25 protein-coding genes are annotated in these 18,258 nt (G+C 57.1%); 9 read left to right on the top strand and 16 right to left on the bottom strand.

Annotated features, from left to right (window positions below; genetic code table 11):
- Nucleotides 1-97: 97 nt before the first annotated feature.
- Entirely contained in the window at nucleotides 98-472 is a 375-nt protein-coding gene (locus JDW18_RS11530; RefSeq protein ID WP_246609848.1) for a hypothetical protein, read from the top strand.
- Nucleotides 473-1,520: 1,048 nt separating this feature from the next.
- Here the strand turns inward: JDW18_RS11530 and JDW18_RS11525 are convergent.
- The 12 genes from JDW18_RS11525 to JDW18_RS11470 form a co-directional block, all read right to left on the bottom strand.
- Entirely contained in the window at nucleotides 1,521-1,748 is a 228-nt protein-coding gene (locus tag JDW18_RS11525; RefSeq protein ID WP_218239607.1) for a hypothetical protein, read from the bottom strand.
- Between the two features lie 28 nt (nucleotides 1,749-1,776).
- The gene (locus JDW18_RS11520; protein ID WP_218239606.1) at nucleotides 1,777-2,067 is read right to left on the bottom strand and encodes a hypothetical protein; all 291 of its coding nucleotides are present in this window, start codon (nucleotides 2,065-2,067) and stop codon (nucleotides 1,777-1,779) included.
- Nucleotides 2,064-2,933 (bottom strand): zonular occludens toxin domain-containing protein, encoded by an 870-nt coding sequence (locus JDW18_RS11515; protein ID WP_218239605.1) that lies wholly within the window; start codon nucleotides 2,931-2,933, stop codon nucleotides 2,064-2,066. The genes JDW18_RS11520 and JDW18_RS11515 overlap by 4 nt, the downstream gene beginning before the upstream one ends.
- A gap of 1 nt (nucleotide 2,934) precedes the next feature.
- Nucleotides 2,935-3,255 carry a hypothetical protein gene (locus JDW18_RS11510; protein WP_218239604.1) on the bottom strand — a complete coding sequence of 107 codons (321 nt, stop codon included), beginning with the start codon at nucleotides 3,253-3,255 and terminating at the stop codon, nucleotides 2,935-2,937.
- 3 nt (nucleotides 3,256-3,258) lie between these two features.
- Nucleotides 3,259-4,713: a hypothetical protein gene (locus JDW18_RS11505; protein ID WP_218239603.1), complete on the bottom strand. Its 1,455-nt coding sequence runs from the start codon at nucleotides 4,711-4,713 to the stop codon at nucleotides 3,259-3,261.
- A gap of 60 nt (nucleotides 4,714-4,773) precedes the next feature.
- Entirely contained in the window at nucleotides 4,774-5,019 is a 246-nt protein-coding gene (locus JDW18_RS11500) for a hypothetical protein (RefSeq protein ID WP_218239602.1), read from the bottom strand.
- A 378-nt stretch (nucleotides 5,020-5,397) separates the two neighbouring features.
- Nucleotides 5,398-5,688, bottom strand: coding sequence for a hypothetical protein (locus JDW18_RS11495; RefSeq protein WP_218239601.1), 291 nt, complete (start codon nucleotides 5,686-5,688; stop codon nucleotides 5,398-5,400).
- A gap of 7 nt (nucleotides 5,689-5,695) precedes the next feature.
- Nucleotides 5,696-6,028 carry a single-stranded DNA-binding protein gene (locus JDW18_RS11490; RefSeq protein ID WP_218239600.1) on the bottom strand — a complete coding sequence of 111 codons (333 nt, stop codon included), beginning with the start codon at nucleotides 6,026-6,028 and terminating at the stop codon, nucleotides 5,696-5,698.
- 13 nt (nucleotides 6,029-6,041) lie between these two features.
- Entirely contained in the window at nucleotides 6,042-7,229 is a 1,188-nt protein-coding gene (locus JDW18_RS11485) for a phage/plasmid replication protein, II/X family (protein WP_218239599.1), read from the bottom strand.
- On the bottom strand, nucleotides 7,219-7,545 hold the full coding sequence (locus JDW18_RS11480) for a hypothetical protein (RefSeq protein WP_218243724.1): 327 nt from the start codon (nucleotides 7,543-7,545) through the stop codon (nucleotides 7,219-7,221). The genes JDW18_RS11485 and JDW18_RS11480 overlap by 11 nt, the downstream gene beginning before the upstream one ends.
- Entirely contained in the window at nucleotides 7,542-7,703 is a 162-nt protein-coding gene (locus JDW18_RS11475; protein WP_218243723.1) for a hypothetical protein, read from the bottom strand. The genes JDW18_RS11480 and JDW18_RS11475 overlap by 4 nt, the downstream gene beginning before the upstream one ends.
- The gene (locus JDW18_RS11470; protein WP_218243722.1) at nucleotides 7,700-8,164 is read right to left on the bottom strand and encodes a hypothetical protein; all 465 of its coding nucleotides are present in this window, start codon (nucleotides 8,162-8,164) and stop codon (nucleotides 7,700-7,702) included. The genes JDW18_RS11475 and JDW18_RS11470 overlap by 4 nt, the downstream gene beginning before the upstream one ends.
- A gap of 128 nt (nucleotides 8,165-8,292) precedes the next feature.
- Between JDW18_RS11470 and JDW18_RS11465 the strand changes: the two genes are divergently transcribed.
- Nucleotides 8,293-8,640, top strand: a complete 348-nt coding sequence (locus JDW18_RS11465) for a hypothetical protein (RefSeq protein ID WP_218243721.1) — start codon at nucleotides 8,293-8,295, stop codon at nucleotides 8,638-8,640.
- A gap of 121 nt (nucleotides 8,641-8,761) precedes the next feature.
- On the opposite strand, the gene JDW18_RS11460 is transcribed toward JDW18_RS11465, so the two are convergent.
- The gene (locus JDW18_RS11460) at nucleotides 8,762-9,505 is read right to left on the bottom strand and encodes a hypothetical protein (RefSeq protein ID WP_218243720.1); all 744 of its coding nucleotides are present in this window, start codon (nucleotides 9,503-9,505) and stop codon (nucleotides 8,762-8,764) included.
- Nucleotides 9,506-9,601: 96 nt separating this feature from the next.
- On the opposite strand from JDW18_RS11460, the gene gloA reads away from it, so the two are divergent.
- Together gloA and JDW18_RS11450 are read left to right on the top strand one after the other, a co-directional pair.
- Nucleotides 9,602-10,018: a lactoylglutathione lyase gene (gene gloA / locus JDW18_RS11455; RefSeq protein ID WP_218243719.1), complete on the top strand. Its 417-nt coding sequence runs from the start codon at nucleotides 9,602-9,604 to the stop codon at nucleotides 10,016-10,018.
- Between the two features lie 143 nt (nucleotides 10,019-10,161).
- Complete coding sequence (locus JDW18_RS11450) at nucleotides 10,162-10,692, top strand: nuclear transport factor 2 family protein (protein WP_218243718.1); 531 nt, start codon at nucleotides 10,162-10,164, stop codon at nucleotides 10,690-10,692.
- Between the two features lie 101 nt (nucleotides 10,693-10,793).
- Here JDW18_RS11450 and JDW18_RS11445 read toward each other — a convergent pair whose 3' ends face one another.
- Nucleotides 10,794-11,318 (bottom strand): OmpA family protein, encoded by a 525-nt coding sequence (locus tag JDW18_RS11445; RefSeq protein WP_218243717.1) that lies wholly within the window; start codon nucleotides 11,316-11,318, stop codon nucleotides 10,794-10,796.
- Between the two features lie 290 nt (nucleotides 11,319-11,608).
- On the opposite strand from JDW18_RS11445, the gene JDW18_RS11440 reads away from it, so the two are divergent.
- Together JDW18_RS11440 and JDW18_RS11435 are read left to right on the top strand one after the other, a co-directional pair.
- Nucleotides 11,609-12,250, top strand: a complete 642-nt coding sequence (locus JDW18_RS11440; RefSeq protein ID WP_218243716.1) for a gamma-glutamylcyclotransferase — start codon at nucleotides 11,609-11,611, stop codon at nucleotides 12,248-12,250.
- Nucleotides 12,251-12,355: 105 nt separating this feature from the next.
- Complete coding sequence (locus tag JDW18_RS11435; RefSeq protein ID WP_218243715.1) at nucleotides 12,356-12,982, top strand: superoxide dismutase family protein; 627 nt, start codon at nucleotides 12,356-12,358, stop codon at nucleotides 12,980-12,982.
- A 68-nt stretch (nucleotides 12,983-13,050) separates the two neighbouring features.
- Here JDW18_RS11435 and JDW18_RS11430 read toward each other — a convergent pair whose 3' ends face one another.
- A complete protein-coding gene (locus tag JDW18_RS11430; protein WP_246610476.1) occupies nucleotides 13,051-13,656 on the bottom strand; it encodes a nucleotidyltransferase family protein in 606 nt (201 codons plus the stop codon).
- A 48-nt stretch (nucleotides 13,657-13,704) separates the two neighbouring features.
- On the opposite strand from JDW18_RS11430, the gene pdxH reads away from it, so the two are divergent.
- Nucleotides 13,705-14,352 carry a pyridoxamine 5'-phosphate oxidase gene (gene pdxH, locus JDW18_RS11425; RefSeq protein ID WP_218243713.1) on the top strand — a complete coding sequence of 216 codons (648 nt, stop codon included), beginning with the start codon at nucleotides 13,705-13,707 and terminating at the stop codon, nucleotides 14,350-14,352.
- A 202-nt stretch (nucleotides 14,353-14,554) separates the two neighbouring features.
- Nucleotides 14,555-15,705, top strand: a protein-coding gene (locus tag JDW18_RS11420) for an IS3 family transposase (protein WP_218239616.1) whose coding sequence is annotated in 2 segments (ribosomal slippage) — nucleotides 14,555-14,801 and nucleotides 14,801-15,705 — 1,152 coding nt in all. Because the reading frame shifts where the segments join, the coding sequence is not laid out codon by codon here.
- Here the strand turns inward: JDW18_RS11420 and JDW18_RS11415 are convergent.
- Nucleotides 15,692-16,141: a hypothetical protein gene (locus JDW18_RS11415; RefSeq protein WP_218243712.1), complete on the bottom strand. Its 450-nt coding sequence runs from the start codon at nucleotides 16,139-16,141 to the stop codon at nucleotides 15,692-15,694. The two genes, JDW18_RS11420 and JDW18_RS11415, sit on opposite strands and share 14 nt — an antisense overlap.
- A 1,048-nt stretch (nucleotides 16,142-17,189) precedes the next feature.
- On the opposite strand from JDW18_RS11415, the gene JDW18_RS11410 reads away from it, so the two are divergent.
- Complete coding sequence (locus JDW18_RS11410) at nucleotides 17,190-18,221, top strand: tyrosine-type recombinase/integrase (protein ID WP_218243711.1); 1,032 nt, start codon at nucleotides 17,190-17,192, stop codon at nucleotides 18,219-18,221.
- Nucleotides 18,222-18,258 lie beyond the last annotated feature (37 nt).

The raw sequence follows: 18,258 nt of genomic DNA, 5'->3' as shown, positions 1-18,258 counted from the left end.
TGACCTAAGGTTTAACTAGATACGATGTATCTTATGTTTAATCGCTCGTTTGAAGAAAAAGCTGTTCAGCCTGCAATCGTTCCAGTTTGCATAACGATTGCTCGAACGTCGTGTGATGTTTCGAGCACCATACCCCGCACATCTCCCTCACTTCTCCTACGTCCTTGACAACGTGCCAGGCAGCATTGAGCAAAAGGCAAAGCTGCTTGACATATCCCCCTCAACGCTGCGCAAGTACCGCGCACGCGGCCAGGCACCCAGAGCGATCCATCTGGCGCTGTTCTGGGAATCCACCTGGGGCATTCAGTACATTGAGTCAATATCAGGTCTGCGCACCTCGACATACTTCGCCCAGGCGCAAGCCCTGGAGCGCAAGAACAAGCGGCTACTGGATTACATCGCACGCCTTGAAGATGAGTTGACCAGGTCGAACTCTGGCCCAGCCAATCTGCCGGTTTTCAAAATCGGCTAACAACTTCTGAACCATGCTTGCGCCACCTTCGCTAAACAGCCGGATACGGGTGCGGACAGCCTTGATCCTGTGGCCTTCGGCCATGTGCATCGTGGGGTGTACGTGACGATGCTTGTCGGCAGGGTCTCGCTGCGGTATGCGGTTTCATCGTGAAGACTGTTCCAGTCTCCCCGACGAAATCCTCTACTCTTCGCTGCCAGCTCCAGGAGCGCTTGCGCGCAAACAGCCGTGTTTATCAAGCGAGTGGGTGACGCTCTGCACGAGCTGGTGCTGCGCCCTCCGAATGTGTGCTGCGCTGTGCGCGAGCTGCGGGACGCGGCATGCTGCTGGAAATGTGGCTCGACCTGGTCAAACTCCGGCGCGCTGGTGGCCACGACTCTCATGGCACCGGGAATGTTGCGCGACAAGAGGCGAACTGCATGCGGCAATCACCCAAACAAGGCATGCGCGCATGTGTGCCTGTTTCCAAAATCCGTTCAGAGCTGGGCCAAGCCCAGACCCATTCCCATGTTTTTGCTGATCGCCCTGCTTTCATGCTGCGGTTTCACTGCGAAGACTGTTCCAGTCTCCCCAGCGAAATCCTCCCATGACCGCTGACAACCAGGTGCTACCGCCTCCCGGCAGTGCACCTCCAAGACCGCGCCTTATCAGGCACCGGCCCTGCGGTTTCACCGAGAAGGTCTGCGACCTCCCCGGCAAAATCCTCAAGCCTCCAGACACCCAGCTATCGCTCTGAAATCCCAGCCAAGACCATGCCTGTGCAAGGCGCGGCCCTGCGGTTTCATCGTGAAAATCTGCGATTTCCCCGACGAAATCCTCAAGCCTTTTTCACCTGTGGCAAAATCCACTCAACCCCGCGCCAGTCTTGTAATGTATGCTACATAATATGTAGTAAATATTACATGCGTTTTTATACACTTTCGTGACTTTTCCGCTGCACTGCGCCATGCACGGAGTCGCCCCTCGCCAACAGCGCTACGCCCTGCGGTTTGCCCGAGAAAATCTGCGATTTCCCCGGCCAAATCCTCTGGCTTCACTCAGTGCCTCATCAGGCCTTCAGGAACTTGACCAGGAACACGACCGCGCCAATGAAAATGGCCATTTTCAGCAGGAAGCTCAGCAGGCCATTGCGGTTTTCTTGGTCGCGGCGGGCACGAATGCGGGCACGTCGGCCAGCCTTGACCTCGCCCATGCTTTGACGAAGCGGCGAGCCTTCCATGTAGCCCGCTGCCTGGTTGTGCTTGTCTTTGTAGTAGTCCCGCGTGTCGATCGCCATTGCCCCCTCCAGTCGGCGGGAGTCTAGCTCATCGCTCAATCAGCCAGGGAATGGGCGCTTTGACATACGGCGAGCGCTCCGGCTCTTGCGGCTTGGTCTTGACAGACATGGCGTCCAGGTCACCACCGGCTAGCGGGACTGGCACCGGAGTCATCGCCACCTGGCACGTATCGCGAGCGACTTCGACACGCTTGCCCCGCGAGCTGTAGCAGTCGCAGGCCTTGGCGGTTTTCACGCACCCAGCGGGCAGCTCAGCTTGCGCCAGTTGCACCAGGCCAAGAACGACCCACACGGCCAGCACCATCGCGAGCGACTTCATGCCCAGTCCTGCCCCTGCCAATAGCGGCGGGCCAGCTCCACCTTGCGGTCTGGGTCCATGTCCACATCGCGCAGCAGCGTGATGGCGCGACCTGGTTGCCGCGGCGCAGGCCGGACCAGTGGCGGAGCGCGAAATCTCCCGAGAAAGGTTTCCAACCTTTCCCGAAAGATCTCGCCAGAGGTCTTTCGACGCTCAAACTCCCACGGCACCAGCACGCTGTGCGGCCCGTTCGGATAGTCGCTGGTGAAGATCTGCCGCGTGTCATAGGCGGCATGCAGGTGGTCGCCACGGTAGAGCCACTTTTCCGCAATGATCGCGTTCTGGCCATAACCCGTCCTGGCCGTGACCGTGTGCATTTTGGGCAGGTAGCCCCATGGCTTGTGCATGAAGCCCAGCAGCTTGCCAATGAACGGGATACGAACCCGCGACAGGTTCATGCAGCGGCACTGGTACTCAATGAGGGCTTCGCGCACCTGCTTGTCGATCATGGTGGCGTCCTGGACGATCAAGAAGACGTCCCAGCCGTATTTACGCGCATGGATCAGCCAGTCGATCACCCCTGCTCTGCTCTTGTCCTGGAACGAGCGCGAGTTCAACCAGGTGCCCAGCTCGTCCAGGATCAGCACACCATTGCGGCTTTCGTCGTAGGTATCTGGGTTTCCGTGGCCCGCTGCCAGAAAGTCTTCAGCCGTGGGCTTGTCAGGCAAGCGCACGTAGCTACAGGCCTTCCACGGGTTCAGGATCTCTGGCTTCAGATCCACATTGGACGCAACACGGCGGCCAGCAAGCAGAGCCTGCTCTGCCTGGTACACCGCGAACTTGGTTTTGCCCGTGCCGAGCTTGCCTTCAACGCTGTAGACCGCCATGTCATTTCCCTATGGCGATTTTCATCAGGTTGCCGACGTACTGCGCGCCAGCAACGCAAGTCCAGTAAGCGCCGAGGCCGGCCAGGACGGTACCGGAGATAGGCGGGAACAGCAGGCCCAGCAGCTGGCCGTAGCCGCTCATGAAAAGCGCTTCCAGCCAAGGCACGATGATGGTGCTGAAGTAGATCACGCAGGCCGTGTAGATCGTTGCCAACGATATGACGGCCGCAACTCGCATAGCAAGACGGACGCCGACCAAGGCCACCAGGAGGTTGTAAACCCCCATGCCGATAGAACCAATAAACGCTGCAAACACTGGCATGGCTTACCCCGCTTTCGCAAACACGTTGCGCCAGAAAGTGCCGATGGCACCGAACAAAGCCCCGCCCACCCAGATCATGCTCATGATGTCGTGAAAGATGGGCTGGAACTGACAGACGTCGATTTCCTGCAGGAACGGTGAGAAGGCAGGAATGCTCAGAGGCGCGCAGCCAGATGGCAGGCGAAATGTCCAGTTGATCGTTGGGAAGCTTGGCAGGACGCTCTTGGGATCTTTGAGAAGATCATCAAGCGGCTTGTGCACCCGCTCAGCGTCCTTTTGTGCCGTGTCTTCGACAGGCTCAGGAGTGCCCTTTTCTTCAATTCGGCATGCAGGTGTATTGGGCAGGCCGCAGACGAGAAAGTCGTTTTCAGGATCTTTCTGAGTCGTGTCTTCTGGCTCTGCGACACCATCGACAACACGCTGCTTTGTTTCCGTTGTCGTGGCCTTCACCTTGTTATCGGCATAGTCCAAGCCAACGGTTTTTTGCTTGGTTTCAGTGACTGACTGAGTCTGCCCAGCAACACCAGGCTTAGGCTCTGAAAACGTGCGAACTGTCGGCGTTTCCTGAATCTTGAAAGGGCCTGTGATATTCGGCGTGCCCGTCTGAATTAATGGCTCTACGCGAGGGTCTGCGGACATTTGCGCTATTGCACGCGTAGCAGATGTGGGCCAGCCATCACGAGCAGCAATCCAGTCGAGGATTTCTTGCTCTGTCATTTTTGTAAGTGGCTTAGAAGGGGTACAGATGCCCTGATCTACATAATGCCCAGCGGGACAGTTTGATTGCTGCTGCCGAAAAATTTGATACTGATAAACAGTGCCAAAAGGCCACTTTGCATTGCAGTAGGCCCAAGTCCCCCCATCCATCATTTGGACACTTACAAACGTAATCGTGTTGTCGTAACGACCCGCAATGCATGCATCCTCGGCAGACAAGAAATTTGTCTGATTACCGTTATTCAGCTTCCAGTAATAACCATCCGAAACGGGATAGTGAGCTTGCGTCTCCGAATCAGCCTGCACTGAGCCATCAGCACCAACAGTAACGTTTTTGAGCCCGAAGTCTAGAAGTGCCTCGGCGGCATATCCGACAGCAATGCCACCAGCGCCGCCGACGCCATATTTAGCAGCAGCAATGAGGGCGCGAGCAACAGAGCGTTTATTGATCGGCACCTTGACGTCAATTGGAACCTTTTTGTTAGTCCCTGCGACTGGAGCCTCAGCACGGCCAACATAGTGAGGATCACCATTGACCGTTGCAACGCCCATATTTCCAACGGTATTTGCTGACGGTGTGCCCAGGTGGTTTGAGGTAGTGGCAATTGGCTGCCCATTGCCGCCAAATGTCACAGTGGTGCTGTTGCCAACGACCGTCCCCATGAAGGCGTCAAATTTTGAATCGGCGGCATGAGCAGACAGGGCACTGCCCAGCGCCACGGCCAAGAGAAGTTTTCGCATAGTGGCCCCTTTCCAAAGGGCTGCACGCAGCCCAATGGGAAAAAGCCTCCCAGCGCTCGATTAAGAGGCGCGAGGAATCTTCTTCACGTACTTGATAGCAACCATGAAGACCACGGCAGCAGCGGCAACGCCCACCAGTGCGGCGCCATAGGTTGCGACCTTGGCGGTCACTTCCGTAACTGCCTTGTCAAACGGATCTACTGCCTGCGCACGAGCAGCCATAGACAGGGGCAGAGCCAGAACAGCAACGCCCATGCGTGCTGCGTTATCACGCGCCAGGCGGCGCAGGTTTTGGAGCTTGTTCATAACGAACCCTTTCACTTCATCAACGGGAAAACGCCCGTGCGTTGCGCGATATGCGCGAAACCTAAACAACGTCGCGGAGCCTGCGAACCCAGGCAACCGCCTGGCCTACTCCATAGCCCGACACCCACACACCGAGGCAGGCTGCGATGACATACCCAATCTGTTCAGCAGTCACAGCTTGTTCCCCGAGTTGAAGCCGTGGAGGAACACCAGCACCACTGCGATGACGACAAGCACCTGGAGTACGTGCGACGAGTTATTCCAGTCCATGAACCCACCTCACTCGGAATTCGTACCAGCGGCCATCAGCCTCAAGAGCCATAGATGCAGAGGCACACGCGAGAAGCAAAGCGAAGGCGATCACCCAATAAACGGCTCTCATGCGGCGCCCTGCCTCTCCCCCACCCCCGGCCCAGCCCGCTCGCCGCGTGCAGGGCCGGGAGCAGTGGAGAGGCGCTGCAATGCGCAGTGCGCGGCGGCACGCTGGGCAGCAGGCACGCTAGCGACCGCGAGGGCCACGCACTCGGCCTGCGACTGTTCGCGCTGGGCCGAATCCCGCAGCCAGTGCAGCTCAAACAGCGCTTCGACAATTCGCCACACAGCAAAGCCAGTCACGCCGCCAATTGCGCCGATGGAGAAAATGAAGGCGATGTACTGCTCTGCTGTCATGGCTGAATCAGTCTTCGATGGCGTCCAAAGTCATGTCCACCGGCGTGACCTTTGTTTGCTCGCCGGTGCTGCGATCCGTGGCGGTAAACGCCTTGCGCGTGAAGCCGCCCAGGTAGCACAGCTGCTGCACGGTGTCACCCTTTTGGCCGATACGCGCCTTGCTGCGAATCTCAAGGGTCTGGGGGCGGCTGTACTCATCAGCAGCGGGGCACAGAACACGCGTATAGGTGGTGTTCTCGTGGCGGCGCGACTCTTCAATGCGACCCTTGACCATCACCTGGTTGAAACCCAGCTGGCGGCCAGCCTTGGGGGCTGCTGTAGCAGTTGCTGTATCACTCATCGTCTTTTCTCCATCAAGCGGCTAAGCGCAGTTCGTCCCGGCTGTAGTTGAGTTCAGGGCGGTTTCTGGCCGGGGCATTGCAGAAACGCCTGTCCACGCGTTGCGGCGTGAAGTCATGAATGAGGCTGTCATTCGCAGTGACATGGATGTCAGAACAGCGCCAGGAAACCCCGGCGTCCTCAAGTTGTTTTCGATTGCGGAAAAACGTTGAGCGCGTGAATTTATTTCGCATGACGTTTTCGTTTTGCGTGCACATGGCAGACCAGAAGCCATAGAGCTGCAAACCTCTGGTGCTGCCATATACGTTTTCCAAACGCGTCATCACTGCCTGGGTCGTGCGTACTGTTTCCATGGACTGCTTTCCTTCGCGCAGCAGGCGCTCTACTTCTTTGTCGTGAATCGTTTCCAGGTAGGCGTCGTCCACCTCGCTCACTAGCGGGTTACGCCCAAAGTCGTACTGGAATTTGTCGGAGTGCACTTCGACCTCAACCCGCAAGCGGCTGTCGGCCAGGCGTTGCAATGCCTTGAGCTTGTTTTCTGCCCGTTCAAAGTTGCGCAGGTCTTTCTTTCCGTACATCAGCGCGTAGGCCTGGCGGAAGTAGTTGCGCAGCCGCGCCTTGTCATGCAGGCCGAACTCAGAACCCTTGTGATAGAACTTGACGGTCGTGGTCTTGCCCGGGAAGTACACGGCCATGTCGTACTTGGCTGCCTTCTTCTGGCGGCGCGGGAAGTTGCGCAGCTGGATGCTGTCGAAGAATTCCTTGCAGGCCGGTTTCGTCAGCGCGAAGACATGGGCCACGTCCACGCGGTGCACTGTCCAGTTGCCCGAGGGCGGCAGATCCACGCCCAGCAGCTTTTCGACCAGGGCGACGAAGAACGAGCAAGCCTTCTTGAAGTCACGCGGCCCGCCGTATACGTTGTGACCCATCATGGCTTTGTGCACTGAGCCTTCAACCAGGATGTAAGGCTCGCAGGGCGCCAGACGCGGACGGCCGTTCTTGTCCGTGACCCAATCCTCATACATGGGGCGCACACTGATCCGCGAATCCCAGGAACCCAGCAATTCCCCCGTGTGCAACTCGTACAGCATCGCGCCCGTAGCCAGGTCGATTCCAGAGCGCAAAACGCACTGCTGCTCAATGGCGCGGACGAAGGATTCGTCCATGGAAGGGCTTTTCAGCTTGAGGGTGTCATAGGCCATTTTGTGACCCCTTCCCCAAAACTGGCGAAATCCTATCGGTAGGACTCTCAGGCGGTGCTACCACGCCCGCCTGAGAAAAAACCTGCTTTGCGAGAGCCTGCGACGAGTACGTGCGGCCAGCGGCTTTTTCCCGGCCCAAGAAGGCCAAGAAATCGAGGTCTAGCGTGCTAGTAGCCAAAATCAAATGGCCCTCCACGCTGATGCGGCTGGAGAGCTCATAGAGGCGCAAATCGTCGATACGGTTTGGACGGCGCATCATGGCCGTGACCTGGTCATGTGCAGCGTTGAGGCGCTGTGCGGAAAAGCTGGTGCTCATGCGCCCGCCGCCATCAAAAGAAGCATGGTCTTGCTAGGCATCGTGTGCTCTGCACGGGTGCACATGTCGATGACCCGGTCGTCAAACCAGCTCACGAGCAGTGCGAACAGTGACAACGCGATGGATACGAGCGATAACGGGAAGGCCAACTTGCTCATGCGCCCCGCTCCAGCTTGAACGACATGAGAGCCCGCGTCGCAATAGCGCATTGACCAATTACGATCTCACAACCTTCACGGTGCAGTGCGAGATCTGTTGCTGAACATTCGGGCGGGTTTTCAATAGCGTGAAACGCCTCATGCGCGCATGTTTCCAGCCATCGCTGAAACTGTTCGAGGGTCAGAGTACTGCTCATGGCGCTCTGCCCTCTGCCCATATCAAACCCAATACAAGGAACAGAGCGCCACTCGATCGCGTCGAATCCGGAAGCTGGAAAGCAGCGAGGCATCTTGCAAAAACCTGAAACCAGCCAAATACCCGTGCTGGTCTTGTACTCGTTGCGGTACCAATAAATGGTGCCCTCCACCTGGCCGACCTCGGCGGAAGCCGCCAGGCGAGCGCTCTGGTCTTCTTGACCAGGTAGAGGACTTATCAGGGGAGTGTGAGAGGTGATAGACATGCTGGCGGCTCCTGTTATGACTGCAATATGCAGTCACTCGGCGCAACCATATCCATGACTGCACATTGCAGTCAACACTTTTCGCATAATGACTGCACGTTGTAGTCAAGAAAGCAACAGGAGCCCACATGCAAACGACGCTAGACCTGCTGGAAAAAGCTTTATCCCAACAGCCTGCGCCCTACTGGACGCAGAAACTCAACCTGGCACGCACAACGCTGGCGACAGCAAAGGTGCGTGGACACCTGAGCCCGTCGATTGCTGGTGCTCTGGCTGAAGAGATGGGTGAGGACGCGCAGAAGTGGCTTGTGATCGCGGCCCTCGAAGGAGAGCGCGACAGTGCGTGCAAATCGCGCATGGTGCGCAAGTTTCTAACCGGCACTGCTCTGGCCGGAACGCTTATGGGTGCTAGCGGTGCTGCTACTGCTTCTGTAGTAAACACAGCTCAAGCGGCCGGTGAATGTATCTTATGTTAAATATCAAATTGCCAAGCTTGGTGGATCTGGTCGCGCCGGCGCTGCTCTGAGGCTGAGCTACTTCTCTCACGCCCTCTGCATACAAGGCTCAGCATCTTCTCTGTATCGAAACCAATGCGGTCTAACACCCAATTCGAAATTGCCGATCGCGCGCCTGGCGGCGCTGTTCGCGAATCCAGTCCATGGTGTAGCCGCCGCCACCTATGCGGCCCAAAGAGTCGAGCCAGTTGACGCGTTCGTCCAGCGCCTGACATTCGCCTGCATTGGCTCTGGGCGCTGATGATGGTCTGGATGCAACAGCGACGACTTGCTCAGCAGCAATGGCATGGGCGCGGTCTCTTTGCTGGCGGGCAATCGCGACTTGTTCTTCCCAGGGAATATTCGCGGGAACACGGGCGATTCGGTCCATGAATCTGCCGTTGGCGGAGCATGGAGTGCTCTCCCATGTCAGCCGGTCATAGATGTCCTTGCACAGATAGATTTCCTGGGTGGCGGACATGTCTCGTGATGCGCTGGTGGGCACCGAAATTTGACGGGCGTTGTCACAGGGCTCATGGCTGTAGGTGTTTCCACAGCGGTAGATTTGCCCGGATGTCTCGGGGCGTGGATTTTGCGGGACAGCAGGTACTGGTGCAGGAACCACTGCAGGGGCAGGCAACACAGGTGCTTGCGCGCGCGGAGCCGGTCTTTCCGCTGACTTTTGAACCCAGAGTTTGATCTCTGCCTGATAGCGATACGCCACGGCGCAAATCAGCAGCACTGCCAGCGTGATGAGAAGTTTGGTCAGAAAGCTGGTTTCGTGGCGCGCCTGGGTAAACGGCCTGTCTCTATGCCAATAGTCACGATCCGCCTGTCCCATACGCATTTTTCCCTCTTTGCGGCATCTTAGCCGCGCTGCATCACATCAGGGTGGCAACGCCCTACTCACTCGGCTCTTGCACCTTGCTGGCACAATTGGCGGATGCGATTCCTCCACACGATGCTGCGCGTTGGCAATCTCCAGCGCTCTATTGATTTCTATACCCATGTCATCGGCATGCAACTGCTGCGTACGTCCGAGAACACCGAATACAAGTATTCGCTGGCGTTTCTGGGCTTCGAAGGCGGCAACCCCGGTCAGGCAGAGATTGAGCTGACCTATAACTGGGGCACGGAAAGCTACGAGCTGGGCACTGCTTACGGTCATATTGCTCTTGGCGTACCTGATGCCTATGCCGCTTGCGAAAAGATCAAAGCTGCAGGCGGCAATGTGACCCGCGAAGCTGGTCCCGTGGCCGGTGGCAGCACGGTCATTGCCTTTGTGACGGACCCCGATGGTTACAAAATAGAGCTGATCGAGCGCAAGGATGATCTGGGCGCAGGCACTGGCCTGCGTTAATCGCTTCGCCTTGTCGATTTTCATAGAAGCGGTGCCTGGCACCGCTTTTTGCTTTGTGCAGTCTCTGTCTATCGTCCAAATGCGGGTTTCGTTCGCTGATGCTGTTTTCAGAATCTCAGGCAGACAAACCAAGGAGACGAATGATGAGCGAATCAGCGGCAATGACGGACGTGTTGCAGCGCCTGCAAAAACTGGAAGATATGCAGGCCCTGCAGGCTTTGAAGGCGCAATACCTTCGCGCCTGCGATCAGAAGCAGCCGGAGCTTGTACGGGAATGCTTTGTGGAGCATGGGGCTGTCATTGAAGCCGATGGCTTCCCCCCCATCATCGGAAGAGACGGATGGGTGGAGACTTTTACGCGTCTGGCGGTTGAGAATCCATCGATTCAGGACAGGCACCACGCGCACAACCCCCAGATACTGTTTACGGACGCTGACAGTGCCATCGTGCTGTGGGATCTGGATTTTTGCCAGGTCAACGTGAAAGAGCGCACCATCGTCAATCTCTCGGGCCAGTACACCGACGAATGCGTGCGCATTGCGGGGCGCTGGCAGGTCAAGAGCATGCGGTTTCAGCGGAACTCTTTTGTGATGCGTCAGGTGGCCGAAGATGGATCGGAGAAAGTGCTTGCTCTGGGCCAGCCTCCTGCGGCGGGTTTTATAGAAAATAGCTGATTAGCCGCCGTGAATATTGCGTGATTCGCTATTAATTCAATAGCAAAAAAGCCCGATACGGCTCTTACCGTATCGGGCTTTTTTGAGGCGGGAATCTTGTCTTAGTCGACCAGAATCACTTCCACGCGACGCGCTTGAGCATTGCTGCCGTCAGCTTGCATTTGTTCGGGCTTCTTCAGCTCGACCTTGTCTTCTGCAACGCCCAGAGCGATCAGAGCCGCTTGCACCGCTTGTGCGCGGTTCTTGGCCAGTTCCATGTTTTGTTCCAGGCTACCGGTGGCGTCATGGAAGCCGGAGATCACAGCGCGCTTGCCATCTTGCACGCCCTTGACCACGTCGGCCAGCGCTGCGTTACCGCCTTCTGCCACGTCTGCCTTGCCGGAGGCAAAGAAGAACTTGACCACGCCGTTTTCCACGACCACGCTGGCCACGTCTTCCTGAATCACGACGGGCACATTGGTGGCGTTGCTGGCGGGCGCTGTTACGGCGGCCTTGGGAGCGTGCGAAATGCCGCGCTTGTAAACGACGGTGCCAACCACGGTGGACACGACCAGTGCAATCAGAGCAAACAGAAAGCCCAGTGCAAAGCGTTCTTGGCTGTCGTCGTCAGAGCTGTTGAAAGACATGAATGAATTCTCCGTTCCTGCAAATAAGTGTTGAAGTGCGAAATCTGTCTTCATCACCTCTTGGCTGGTGCTCCAGCAGCAAGGGTGGCAAAACCACGCATTGTAGAGGTTTGGTACTGAGCGTCTGAGACTGCGCATGCATCGATGCGCAAAACCATGGCAAAGAGCCCTGCTGCACAAGGAAAAGCGTTGCTTTTATGCCTGTTGCCCGTGCCTTGTGCACCAAGGGCGCCGCCAGGCGTTATACATAGCAGTGAGCTGAGGCCTGGTGCCGGTTACGGGAGTTTTTGATGTCCACTCTTTCTTTGTTGAATGCGTATGCAACGAACTGCCCGCGCAATGCCGATCACATGCTGGCACAGGCTCTGCAGCAATGGGGTGGCGAAGAAGACTTGTGGGTGTTTGGCTATGGCTCACTGATCTGGCGCCCTGACTTTGACTTTGCAGAGCGGCGCGCAGCCCATGTCCACGGCTGGCACCGTGCTCTCAAAATGTGGAGCACCATCAACCGTGGCACGCCCCAGGTTCCCGGGCTGGTGTTTGGCATGCTCTCTGGCGGCAGTTGCCAGGGCATGGTGTTTCGTATTCCGCGCAATGCGGGCGATGAAGTCATGCGCAAGCTGTGGCAGCGCGAAATGCCCAATGCCGTGTATGACCCCAAGTGGCTGGCCTGCAAGACGCCGCAGGGCACTGTGAAAGCGCTGGCTTTTACGCTTTCGCGCCAGAGCCCGCACCATACCGGCGAGCTGGCGCCGGACGAGTACCGGCGCATTTTTTCCGAGGCCCAGGGTATTTACGGCACGACGTTTGACTATGCGCGTGCCACCTTCGATGAGCTGCAGCGTCTGGGGATTGATGACAAGGCTTTGAAACGTCTGCTGAGCTATGCGCAAAGCAACAGCAGCCAGTTTTCCATTCAGGCCGCTATTTGAAACATAGCTGAAAGCGCATGCTCTGACTGGGCTTCAAGGCAGAAACTATTGAACTGACCGGGAGCGCTGCGGCACAATGCAGGTTTGCCTCATGGAGAGAACGTCATGCTTGCCAGCCCTGTTGCCACCCTCTTTTCCCGCCCATTGGCAGCGGGCCTGTCGCTCGCCGCAGCTCTGGCTCTGACGGCTTGCTCCACCGCCCCTACGGTAGCGCCCTCTTCTGGCTCTGGCGAGGCTGGCGCTGCTTCAACGCCCGGCGCAGCGACAGGAAAGAGTATTCAGTCCATTGCCCGGCTGGAAGCGACCAAGGGCAGCAGCGTCAGCGGCGTGGTGCAGTTCTTTCCTCAGCCCGATGGCAGCGTCCGCGTGCAGGGGCAGATTCAGGGATTCGCACCCAATAGTGAACATGGCTTCCATATCCATGAAAAAGGCGATTGCTCCAGCGGCGACGGCTTGAGCGCAGGCGGCCACTTCAATCCGACGCAACAGGCCCATGGCCAGTTCAACGGCAGCCAGCCACATCATCTGGGCGATCTGCCAAGCCTGGACGCCAATCAGGACGGCGTGGTCACCATTGACTTTGTGAGCAAGGATTTCGCTCTCAATCGCTCAGCCAACGGCATTCTGGGTCGCAGCCTTATCGTGCACAACGATGCGGATGACTACACCACTCAGCCCACAGGCAATTCTGGCGCGCGCCTGGCCTGTGGCGTGATTGAGCGCGGAGCCTGAGTGATCGCTGGATTGACCCAGCACTGCTGCCAATCCCCTGAAAGCAGGGGCTTTTTTCATTCTGAGTTTCAGAAGGTGCTTCGCTGCTGCCAGATCTGGCGGGCTTGCTCCAACGCCGTGACGGTGTCCACATCCAGCACGCAGCCAATATCGTCACAGTCCCAGCGCTGCAGTGTCTGCTGCTGCGCAGCGGCCTTCACCACGCTGGCAGCGCCCTGGTCGCCCGTCAACTGGGAAAGCGCCCACCCTGCTGCGCGAGAAAATGCGACGGGATGGCCTTTTTGGCCCTGGTAGAAGGGCTGTACGACATGCAACTGCGAAGCGTCCAGCTGGTACAACTGCTGGGCCAGTGTTGTGAGCGTATGTGGCTGAACCAGCGGCAAATCCGCTGGCAGGATGAGCCAGCCATCCGCCTGCGCGGTGGCGCTTACTGCCGCGGCAATGCTGTCACCCATGCCGGGATGGGGGCCATATTCCACATGCCAGGGCAGCCCCGAGGCCTCTACGCTGGCCAGCGTGGTCTGCAGCACGCTCTTTGCCCCCAGCATGGCCTGTAATTTGTGTGTGCTGCCGCCTGAGGCCGTAAAGCGCTCGCCTTTTCCCGCGGCCAGGATCAAAACACAGGGGCCGTGGCTGGCAGCGTGTGCAGGCTTGTTCAAATCTTCGTGGCTCATATTGCGTTCAAGCATAACGCTGGCTTGATGGCGCGGCACAATGAGGCCATGAGCAGCCTATCTTCATCCATCGCCGATCTGCGCAAGAGCTATGAGCGTGCAGAACTGAGTGAATCCGCTTCAAGCGCCAATCCTTTCCAGCAGTTTGATCAATGGCTGCAGGAAGCTGTCAGCGCGCAGGTGCCCGAGCCCAATGCCATGACCGTGGCGACGGTGAGCGGGGACATGCGCCCCAGCACGCGCATCGTGCTGATCAAGGGCTACGACGAGCGCGGCATCGTCTGGTACACCAACTACGACAGCCGCAAGGGCCAGCAGCTGGCGGGCAACCCCTTTGCCGCTTTGCAGTTTCACTGGGTAGAGCTTGAGCGTGTGGTGCGGATTGAAGGCCGGGTCGAAAAAGTCAGTGCCGAAGAAAGCGATGCCTATTTCGCAAGCCGCCCGCTGGATTCGCGCATTGGTGCCTGGGCCAGCCCTCAAAGCCAGGTCATCAGCGGCCGCAGCGTTCTGGTGGCCAACGCAGCCAAGTACAGCGCGCAGTTTTTGCTCAACCCTCCCCGCCCTCCGCACTGGGGAGGCTTTCGCCTTGTGCCGGATCGCTGGGAATTCTGGCAAGGCCGCAAGAGCCGCCTGCACGACAGACTGAACTACCGTCTGGATGGACAGGACTGGATTCGTGAACGACTGGCTCCCTAACCTTGAGCGCATCAGGAAGGCCCTCCTTCCTGATGACAGAGCTTCTGATTCCTGCAAATAAAGATCTGTCCTAGCTTCAGAGGGAAGCATCGCGGCCGTCCTCCTTTCGATGACAAATGTCCTGTCCTGCCAGTTTCTGTGAATCGCCCCGGGTTTTCTAGACACTTCTGAGCCTCAATCCCGAGGCCCAATAGGAGGTGCCATGAGTAAGCCTAAATATCCAGACGAATTCAAGATCGAAGCCATCAAGCAGATCACACAACGAGGCCACAAGGTCGCTGACGTGTCACAGCGCCTTGGCGTTAGTCAACATAGCCTGTATCAGTGGCTGAAGACGCATTCAGGGCCTCCCGCAGAGCGACAAGCTCAACTTACGCAGACAGAAGAGTTGCGCAGACTAAAGTCCGAGCTCAAGCGTGTGACCGAGGAGCGTGACATCCTAAAAAAGGCCGCAGCGTACTTTGCCAAGCAGCTCGGGTGAAGTACGCATTTATTCAGAAACATGAGCACGAATACAGCATTCGTAGCATGTGCAAAGTCATGGTGGTACATCCCAGCGGGTATTACGCTTGGAAAGCTGAACCCGTCAGCCCACGGGCTCGGGATGATCTGCGACTGCAAGGTTTGCTCAAACAAGCCTGGCTTGAAAGTGGTGGTGTGTACGGCTACCGCAAGCTCACACTGGACATGCGGGATCTGGGAGAGCGCTGCGGTAAACACCGCGTGGCCCGTTTGCTCAAGCTCCAAGGGCTGCGTTCGCAAACGGGATACCGGCGCCGCCCTGGGATGCGCGGAGGCAAGCCCGCCATAGTTGCCCCTAACCACCTGCAGCGCCGCTTCGCTGTGGATGAGCCCAATCAATCGTGGGTGACCGACATCACGTACATCCGCACTCACGAGGGATGGCTGTACCTGGCAGTGGTGGTTGATCTGTTCTCCCGTCTGGTCGTGGGCTGGTCCATGGGCAGCCGCATCGATACCGACTTGGTACTCGATGCACTACTGATGGCTCTGTGGCGTCGTCGACCTGATCAGGCGGTCATGGTGCATTCGGATCAGGGAAGTCAGTTCACCGGGCATGACTGGCAGGACTTCCTACGAGATCACAACCTAGTCTCCAGCATGAGTCGCCGCGGTAACTGTCATGACAACGCAGTGGCCGAGAGCTTCTTCCAGTTGCTCAAGCGCGAGCGAATTCGTCGCCAGATCTACACGTCGCGCGAGGACGCAAGGGCAGATATCTTCAACTACATCGAGATGTTCTACAACCCAAAAAGGCGTCACGGCACTGCAGGAGATATTTCTCCGATAGAGTTCGAGAAACGCCATTCCCAACGGCTTAAAAGTGTCTAGGGAATCCGGGGCGATTCATTTTGTCAACTGTCTCTGCACTTTTCGCAGATACTTCATTCATCTCAAGTTGGTTACTGGCGTTCTCAAGCATCAGTCCATTGTTAGGAGCCACCTCCACCGCGTCAGCTAATCGCTTAGCCAACTCGATGTAGTGCTCTGCGCTCATAACTGCAGCCTGCGCAGGCCTGCTTAGAACGTCAGCTCTGAAAACTCTCAAATCATTCAGCGACATCTGGTTTTGGTCTAGCTTTTCCTTCAACGTAAGCGCCTTATGTAGATCAGCATACTCATCTAGGTTTGAAGGCTTGGGTTTTTCGATCCAGCGCTTTACAAGGTAGCCAACCCATCCCCCAATTGCGACTAATAGAGGAATTACAACGACCTTAGCGACGTTTGACTCCAAAAATGAGTTGATCCATTCGAACGAAATACCCATTGGTGCTCCTGTGATCTATGACAGGATTGTCGGTGCAATTGGTTACTCACGGTGCTGCTGCAACAGTCATTGAGCCTGCGTCGGAGACTGCTTTCAGGAGGGCTGGTGTGAGTATCGACAGACAACAATGGGTCGGCAGCACCAGTTCGCAGCTTATGAGAGCTGTCGTTCAGATTGCTTGGCGAACTGCTATGCAGCCAGCATCCGGTTTGAGGCGCACAGCGGACGCCTAGTCAGATAGCCTGTCAACGTCTGGTATCGGCGGCAGCGGTCACAGACGTGCCAAATCTCAGCGGCTGCAACCAGCCTGAAGCAGCCCTCCCAACAACAACGCAAACACTCATGCTTGCCACTAGCCTCGGCCTTGATCTCCGGGCAGTGCCACCACAGCACTCAACTCCTAGATAGCTCAGCATTCGTTGAAGGCTTGTCGCCCAAGCCAGGACAGACCTTTAATGTCACTTTAAATTTTGGGACAGATCTATTTGTTCGAAACCTACCATTTGCATAATTTTTAAGCAAAAATCAGCACATCGAGCGTTGCAGGCTTGTGCTAAGCCCCAAGCTCCCAAAATTGACCATCGGCACCGCAAATCCAGCCACAACACCTCGTGGAAGTGGGACAGCTCTGTTTGTCGGCACTTTGGGGACGCCCCCCCCCTTTTGCGACAGAACTTATTGTGAAAACGGCTCAGGACAGGACTTATTGATTGAGGACAGGACTTTATTGTCATAGATCACTTCGTCAAGAATTGAATTTTGTTCTTTAAACTAGATTCATGTAAGTTACATTAAATAGATGAGTTGAGAAAGCGTTTGCCTTTACGTGAGCTCGGCGTTCAGCTCTTTGTGGCTATAGTTTTTGGGGTGTTTGTCTCGGTCGAGATCGCAATCAATGCGTTCTGATTGCCATGGCTGCCCAGATACCGTTGCTGTCTTTGCTTGGTTCTCCTTCGCCGCGTCTTCTTGCAGGCGCTTGCTCCCACATCGGGCTCAGCTTTTCAATTTACTGTTCGGGCGCTCTGTTTCCTGTTTGATACTCCCTGTCATGAATATTCCCTGCGGTACCGAAGTCTTCAGTGAATGGCTGTCTCATGAGGGCAGCAAGAGCTGGGATGCTCTGGACACAAGCCCAGACGGCAACTATGAAAAGGTCTGGCTGGCCTGGCTGTCTCACCTTGGTGAATTGCCTTCACCCTCTTCTGCGGCTTCACTGGCTCCGAAGAGGTGGCATGAGGCTGATGCTGTGGATGTGCAAAGCTTTTTGCGCATACGAGATGGGCAGCGCGCACACCACCACCCTGAACGCAAGATCAGCCCCGTGACTCGCCGGCGCTACTGGCGGTTGCTGGAGCGCATCTATGACCATGCCCTTGAGCATGGGTGGCTGCAGATCAATCCCGCAACAGGGCTTGAGCCTGCCGAACGGCCTCCGTCTGAAGATGGCAAAGGGCACTGCCTGCCTCCCCTGCTCTGGAAAGCCTTGCCAAGGCAGTTCCCTCAGGCCGATGGCTACCAGAATGCGCGTGACCGGGCCATTGTTTTGCTGCTGTATGAAATGGCGCTGGCGCCAGAAGAAGTACGCGTGCTGCAGTGGAGAAATATCTGCAGCAGCGATGCACGCATATGGATACCTTCAGTCGCAGGGGCGGACACCGGCCAGGGAACCGTATCTGACGTTCCTGCACAGCTGCACATCGATGGAGGACGGGCCGCACAACAGCGTTTGCTGGATATTCCGCACAACGTGGCCCAGGCCTTGCGCGACTGGCGGCGCTTCAGTGCAGGCCAGCGTGGCCCCAGCGTAGTGGATGGCGATCACGAGGTGTTCTATTCCCGCCGGGGGGGACCGCTTTCTGTACGCATGCTTTTTCATGTGGCATCCCAGCTGATCCAGCGCGCCCACGAGGCTCAGCCCGAAGGTAGCCAGAAGTTCCCGCTGCAGCGCGTGGGCCCGCAGGTGCTGCGCAATACCGCCATCGTGCAATGGCTGCGCGCAGGTGTGCCCGAGCTGGAAGTGATTGCCAGAATTGGCGTGGACAGCCCGCGTGCCTTGCGGCATTTGCAACACTATCTATAGCATGCAGCGCTTGTGCCATAAGCGCTGCATGCCAGTT

The organism is Comamonas fluminis (genome assembly GCF_019186805.1).
Classification (GTDB): domain Bacteria; phylum Pseudomonadota; class Gammaproteobacteria; order Burkholderiales; family Burkholderiaceae_C; genus Comamonas; species Comamonas fluminis.
Note: the sequence above shows the minus strand (reverse complement) of the source record. Positions and strands in the feature narration are given on the sequence as shown.

What these genes read in the sequence shown, in the direction of transcription:
- JDW18_RS11525 (WP_218239607.1), bottom strand. Translation starts at nt 1,748, where the DNA reads ATGGCGATCGACACGCGGGACTACTACAAAGACAAGCACAACCAGGCA.
- JDW18_RS11520 (WP_218239606.1), bottom strand. Translation starts at nt 2,067, where the DNA reads ATGAAGTCGCTCGCGATGGTGCTGGCCGTGTGGGTCGTTCTTGGCCTG.
- JDW18_RS11515 (WP_218239605.1), bottom strand. Translation starts at nt 2,933, where the DNA reads ATGGCGGTCTACAGCGTTGAAGGCAAGCTCGGCACGGGCAAAACCAAG.
- JDW18_RS11510 (WP_218239604.1), bottom strand. Translation starts at nt 3,255, where the DNA reads ATGCCAGTGTTTGCAGCGTTTATTGGTTCTATCGGCATGGGGGTTTAC.
- JDW18_RS11505 (WP_218239603.1), bottom strand. Translation starts at nt 4,713, where the DNA reads ATGCGAAAACTTCTCTTGGCCGTGGCGCTGGGCAGTGCCCTGTCTGCT.
- JDW18_RS11500 (WP_218239602.1), bottom strand. Translation starts at nt 5,019, where the DNA reads ATGAACAAGCTCCAAAACCTGCGCCGCCTGGCGCGTGATAACGCAGCA.
- JDW18_RS11495 (WP_218239601.1), bottom strand. Translation starts at nt 5,688, where the DNA reads ATGACAGCAGAGCAGTACATCGCCTTCATTTTCTCCATCGGCGCAATT.
- JDW18_RS11490 (WP_218239600.1), bottom strand. Translation starts at nt 6,028, where the DNA reads ATGAGTGATACAGCAACTGCTACAGCAGCCCCCAAGGCTGGCCGCCAG.
- JDW18_RS11485 (WP_218239599.1), bottom strand. Translation starts at nt 7,229, where the DNA reads ATGGCCTATGACACCCTCAAGCTGAAAAGCCCTTCCATGGACGAATCC.
- JDW18_RS11480 (WP_218243724.1), bottom strand. Translation starts at nt 7,545, where the DNA reads ATGAGCACCAGCTTTTCCGCACAGCGCCTCAACGCTGCACATGACCAG.
- JDW18_RS11475 (WP_218243723.1), bottom strand. Translation starts at nt 7,703, where the DNA reads ATGAGCAAGTTGGCCTTCCCGTTATCGCTCGTATCCATCGCGTTGTCA.
- JDW18_RS11470 (WP_218243722.1), bottom strand. Translation starts at nt 8,164, where the DNA reads ATGTCTATCACCTCTCACACTCCCCTGATAAGTCCTCTACCTGGTCAA.
- JDW18_RS11465 (WP_218243721.1), top strand. Translation starts at nt 8,293, where the DNA reads ATGCAAACGACGCTAGACCTGCTGGAAAAAGCTTTATCCCAACAGCCT.
- JDW18_RS11460 (WP_218243720.1), bottom strand. Translation starts at nt 9,505, where the DNA reads ATGCGTATGGGACAGGCGGATCGTGACTATTGGCATAGAGACAGGCCG.
- gloA (WP_218243719.1), top strand. Translation starts at nt 9,602, where the DNA reads ATGCGATTCCTCCACACGATGCTGCGCGTTGGCAATCTCCAGCGCTCT.
- JDW18_RS11450 (WP_218243718.1), top strand. Translation starts at nt 10,162, where the DNA reads ATGAGCGAATCAGCGGCAATGACGGACGTGTTGCAGCGCCTGCAAAAA.
- JDW18_RS11445 (WP_218243717.1), bottom strand. Translation starts at nt 11,318, where the DNA reads ATGTCTTTCAACAGCTCTGACGACGACAGCCAAGAACGCTTTGCACTG.
- JDW18_RS11440 (WP_218243716.1), top strand. Translation starts at nt 11,609, where the DNA reads ATGTCCACTCTTTCTTTGTTGAATGCGTATGCAACGAACTGCCCGCGC.
- JDW18_RS11435 (WP_218243715.1), top strand. Translation starts at nt 12,356, where the DNA reads ATGCTTGCCAGCCCTGTTGCCACCCTCTTTTCCCGCCCATTGGCAGCG.
- JDW18_RS11430 (WP_246610476.1), bottom strand. Translation starts at nt 13,656, where the DNA reads ATGAGCCACGAAGATTTGAACAAGCCTGCACACGCTGCCAGCCACGGC.
- pdxH (WP_218243713.1), top strand. Translation starts at nt 13,705, where the DNA reads ATGAGCAGCCTATCTTCATCCATCGCCGATCTGCGCAAGAGCTATGAG.
- JDW18_RS11415 (WP_218243712.1), bottom strand. Translation starts at nt 16,141, where the DNA reads ATGGGTATTTCGTTCGAATGGATCAACTCATTTTTGGAGTCAAACGTC.
- JDW18_RS11410 (WP_218243711.1), top strand. Translation starts at nt 17,190, where the DNA reads ATGAATATTCCCTGCGGTACCGAAGTCTTCAGTGAATGGCTGTCTCAT.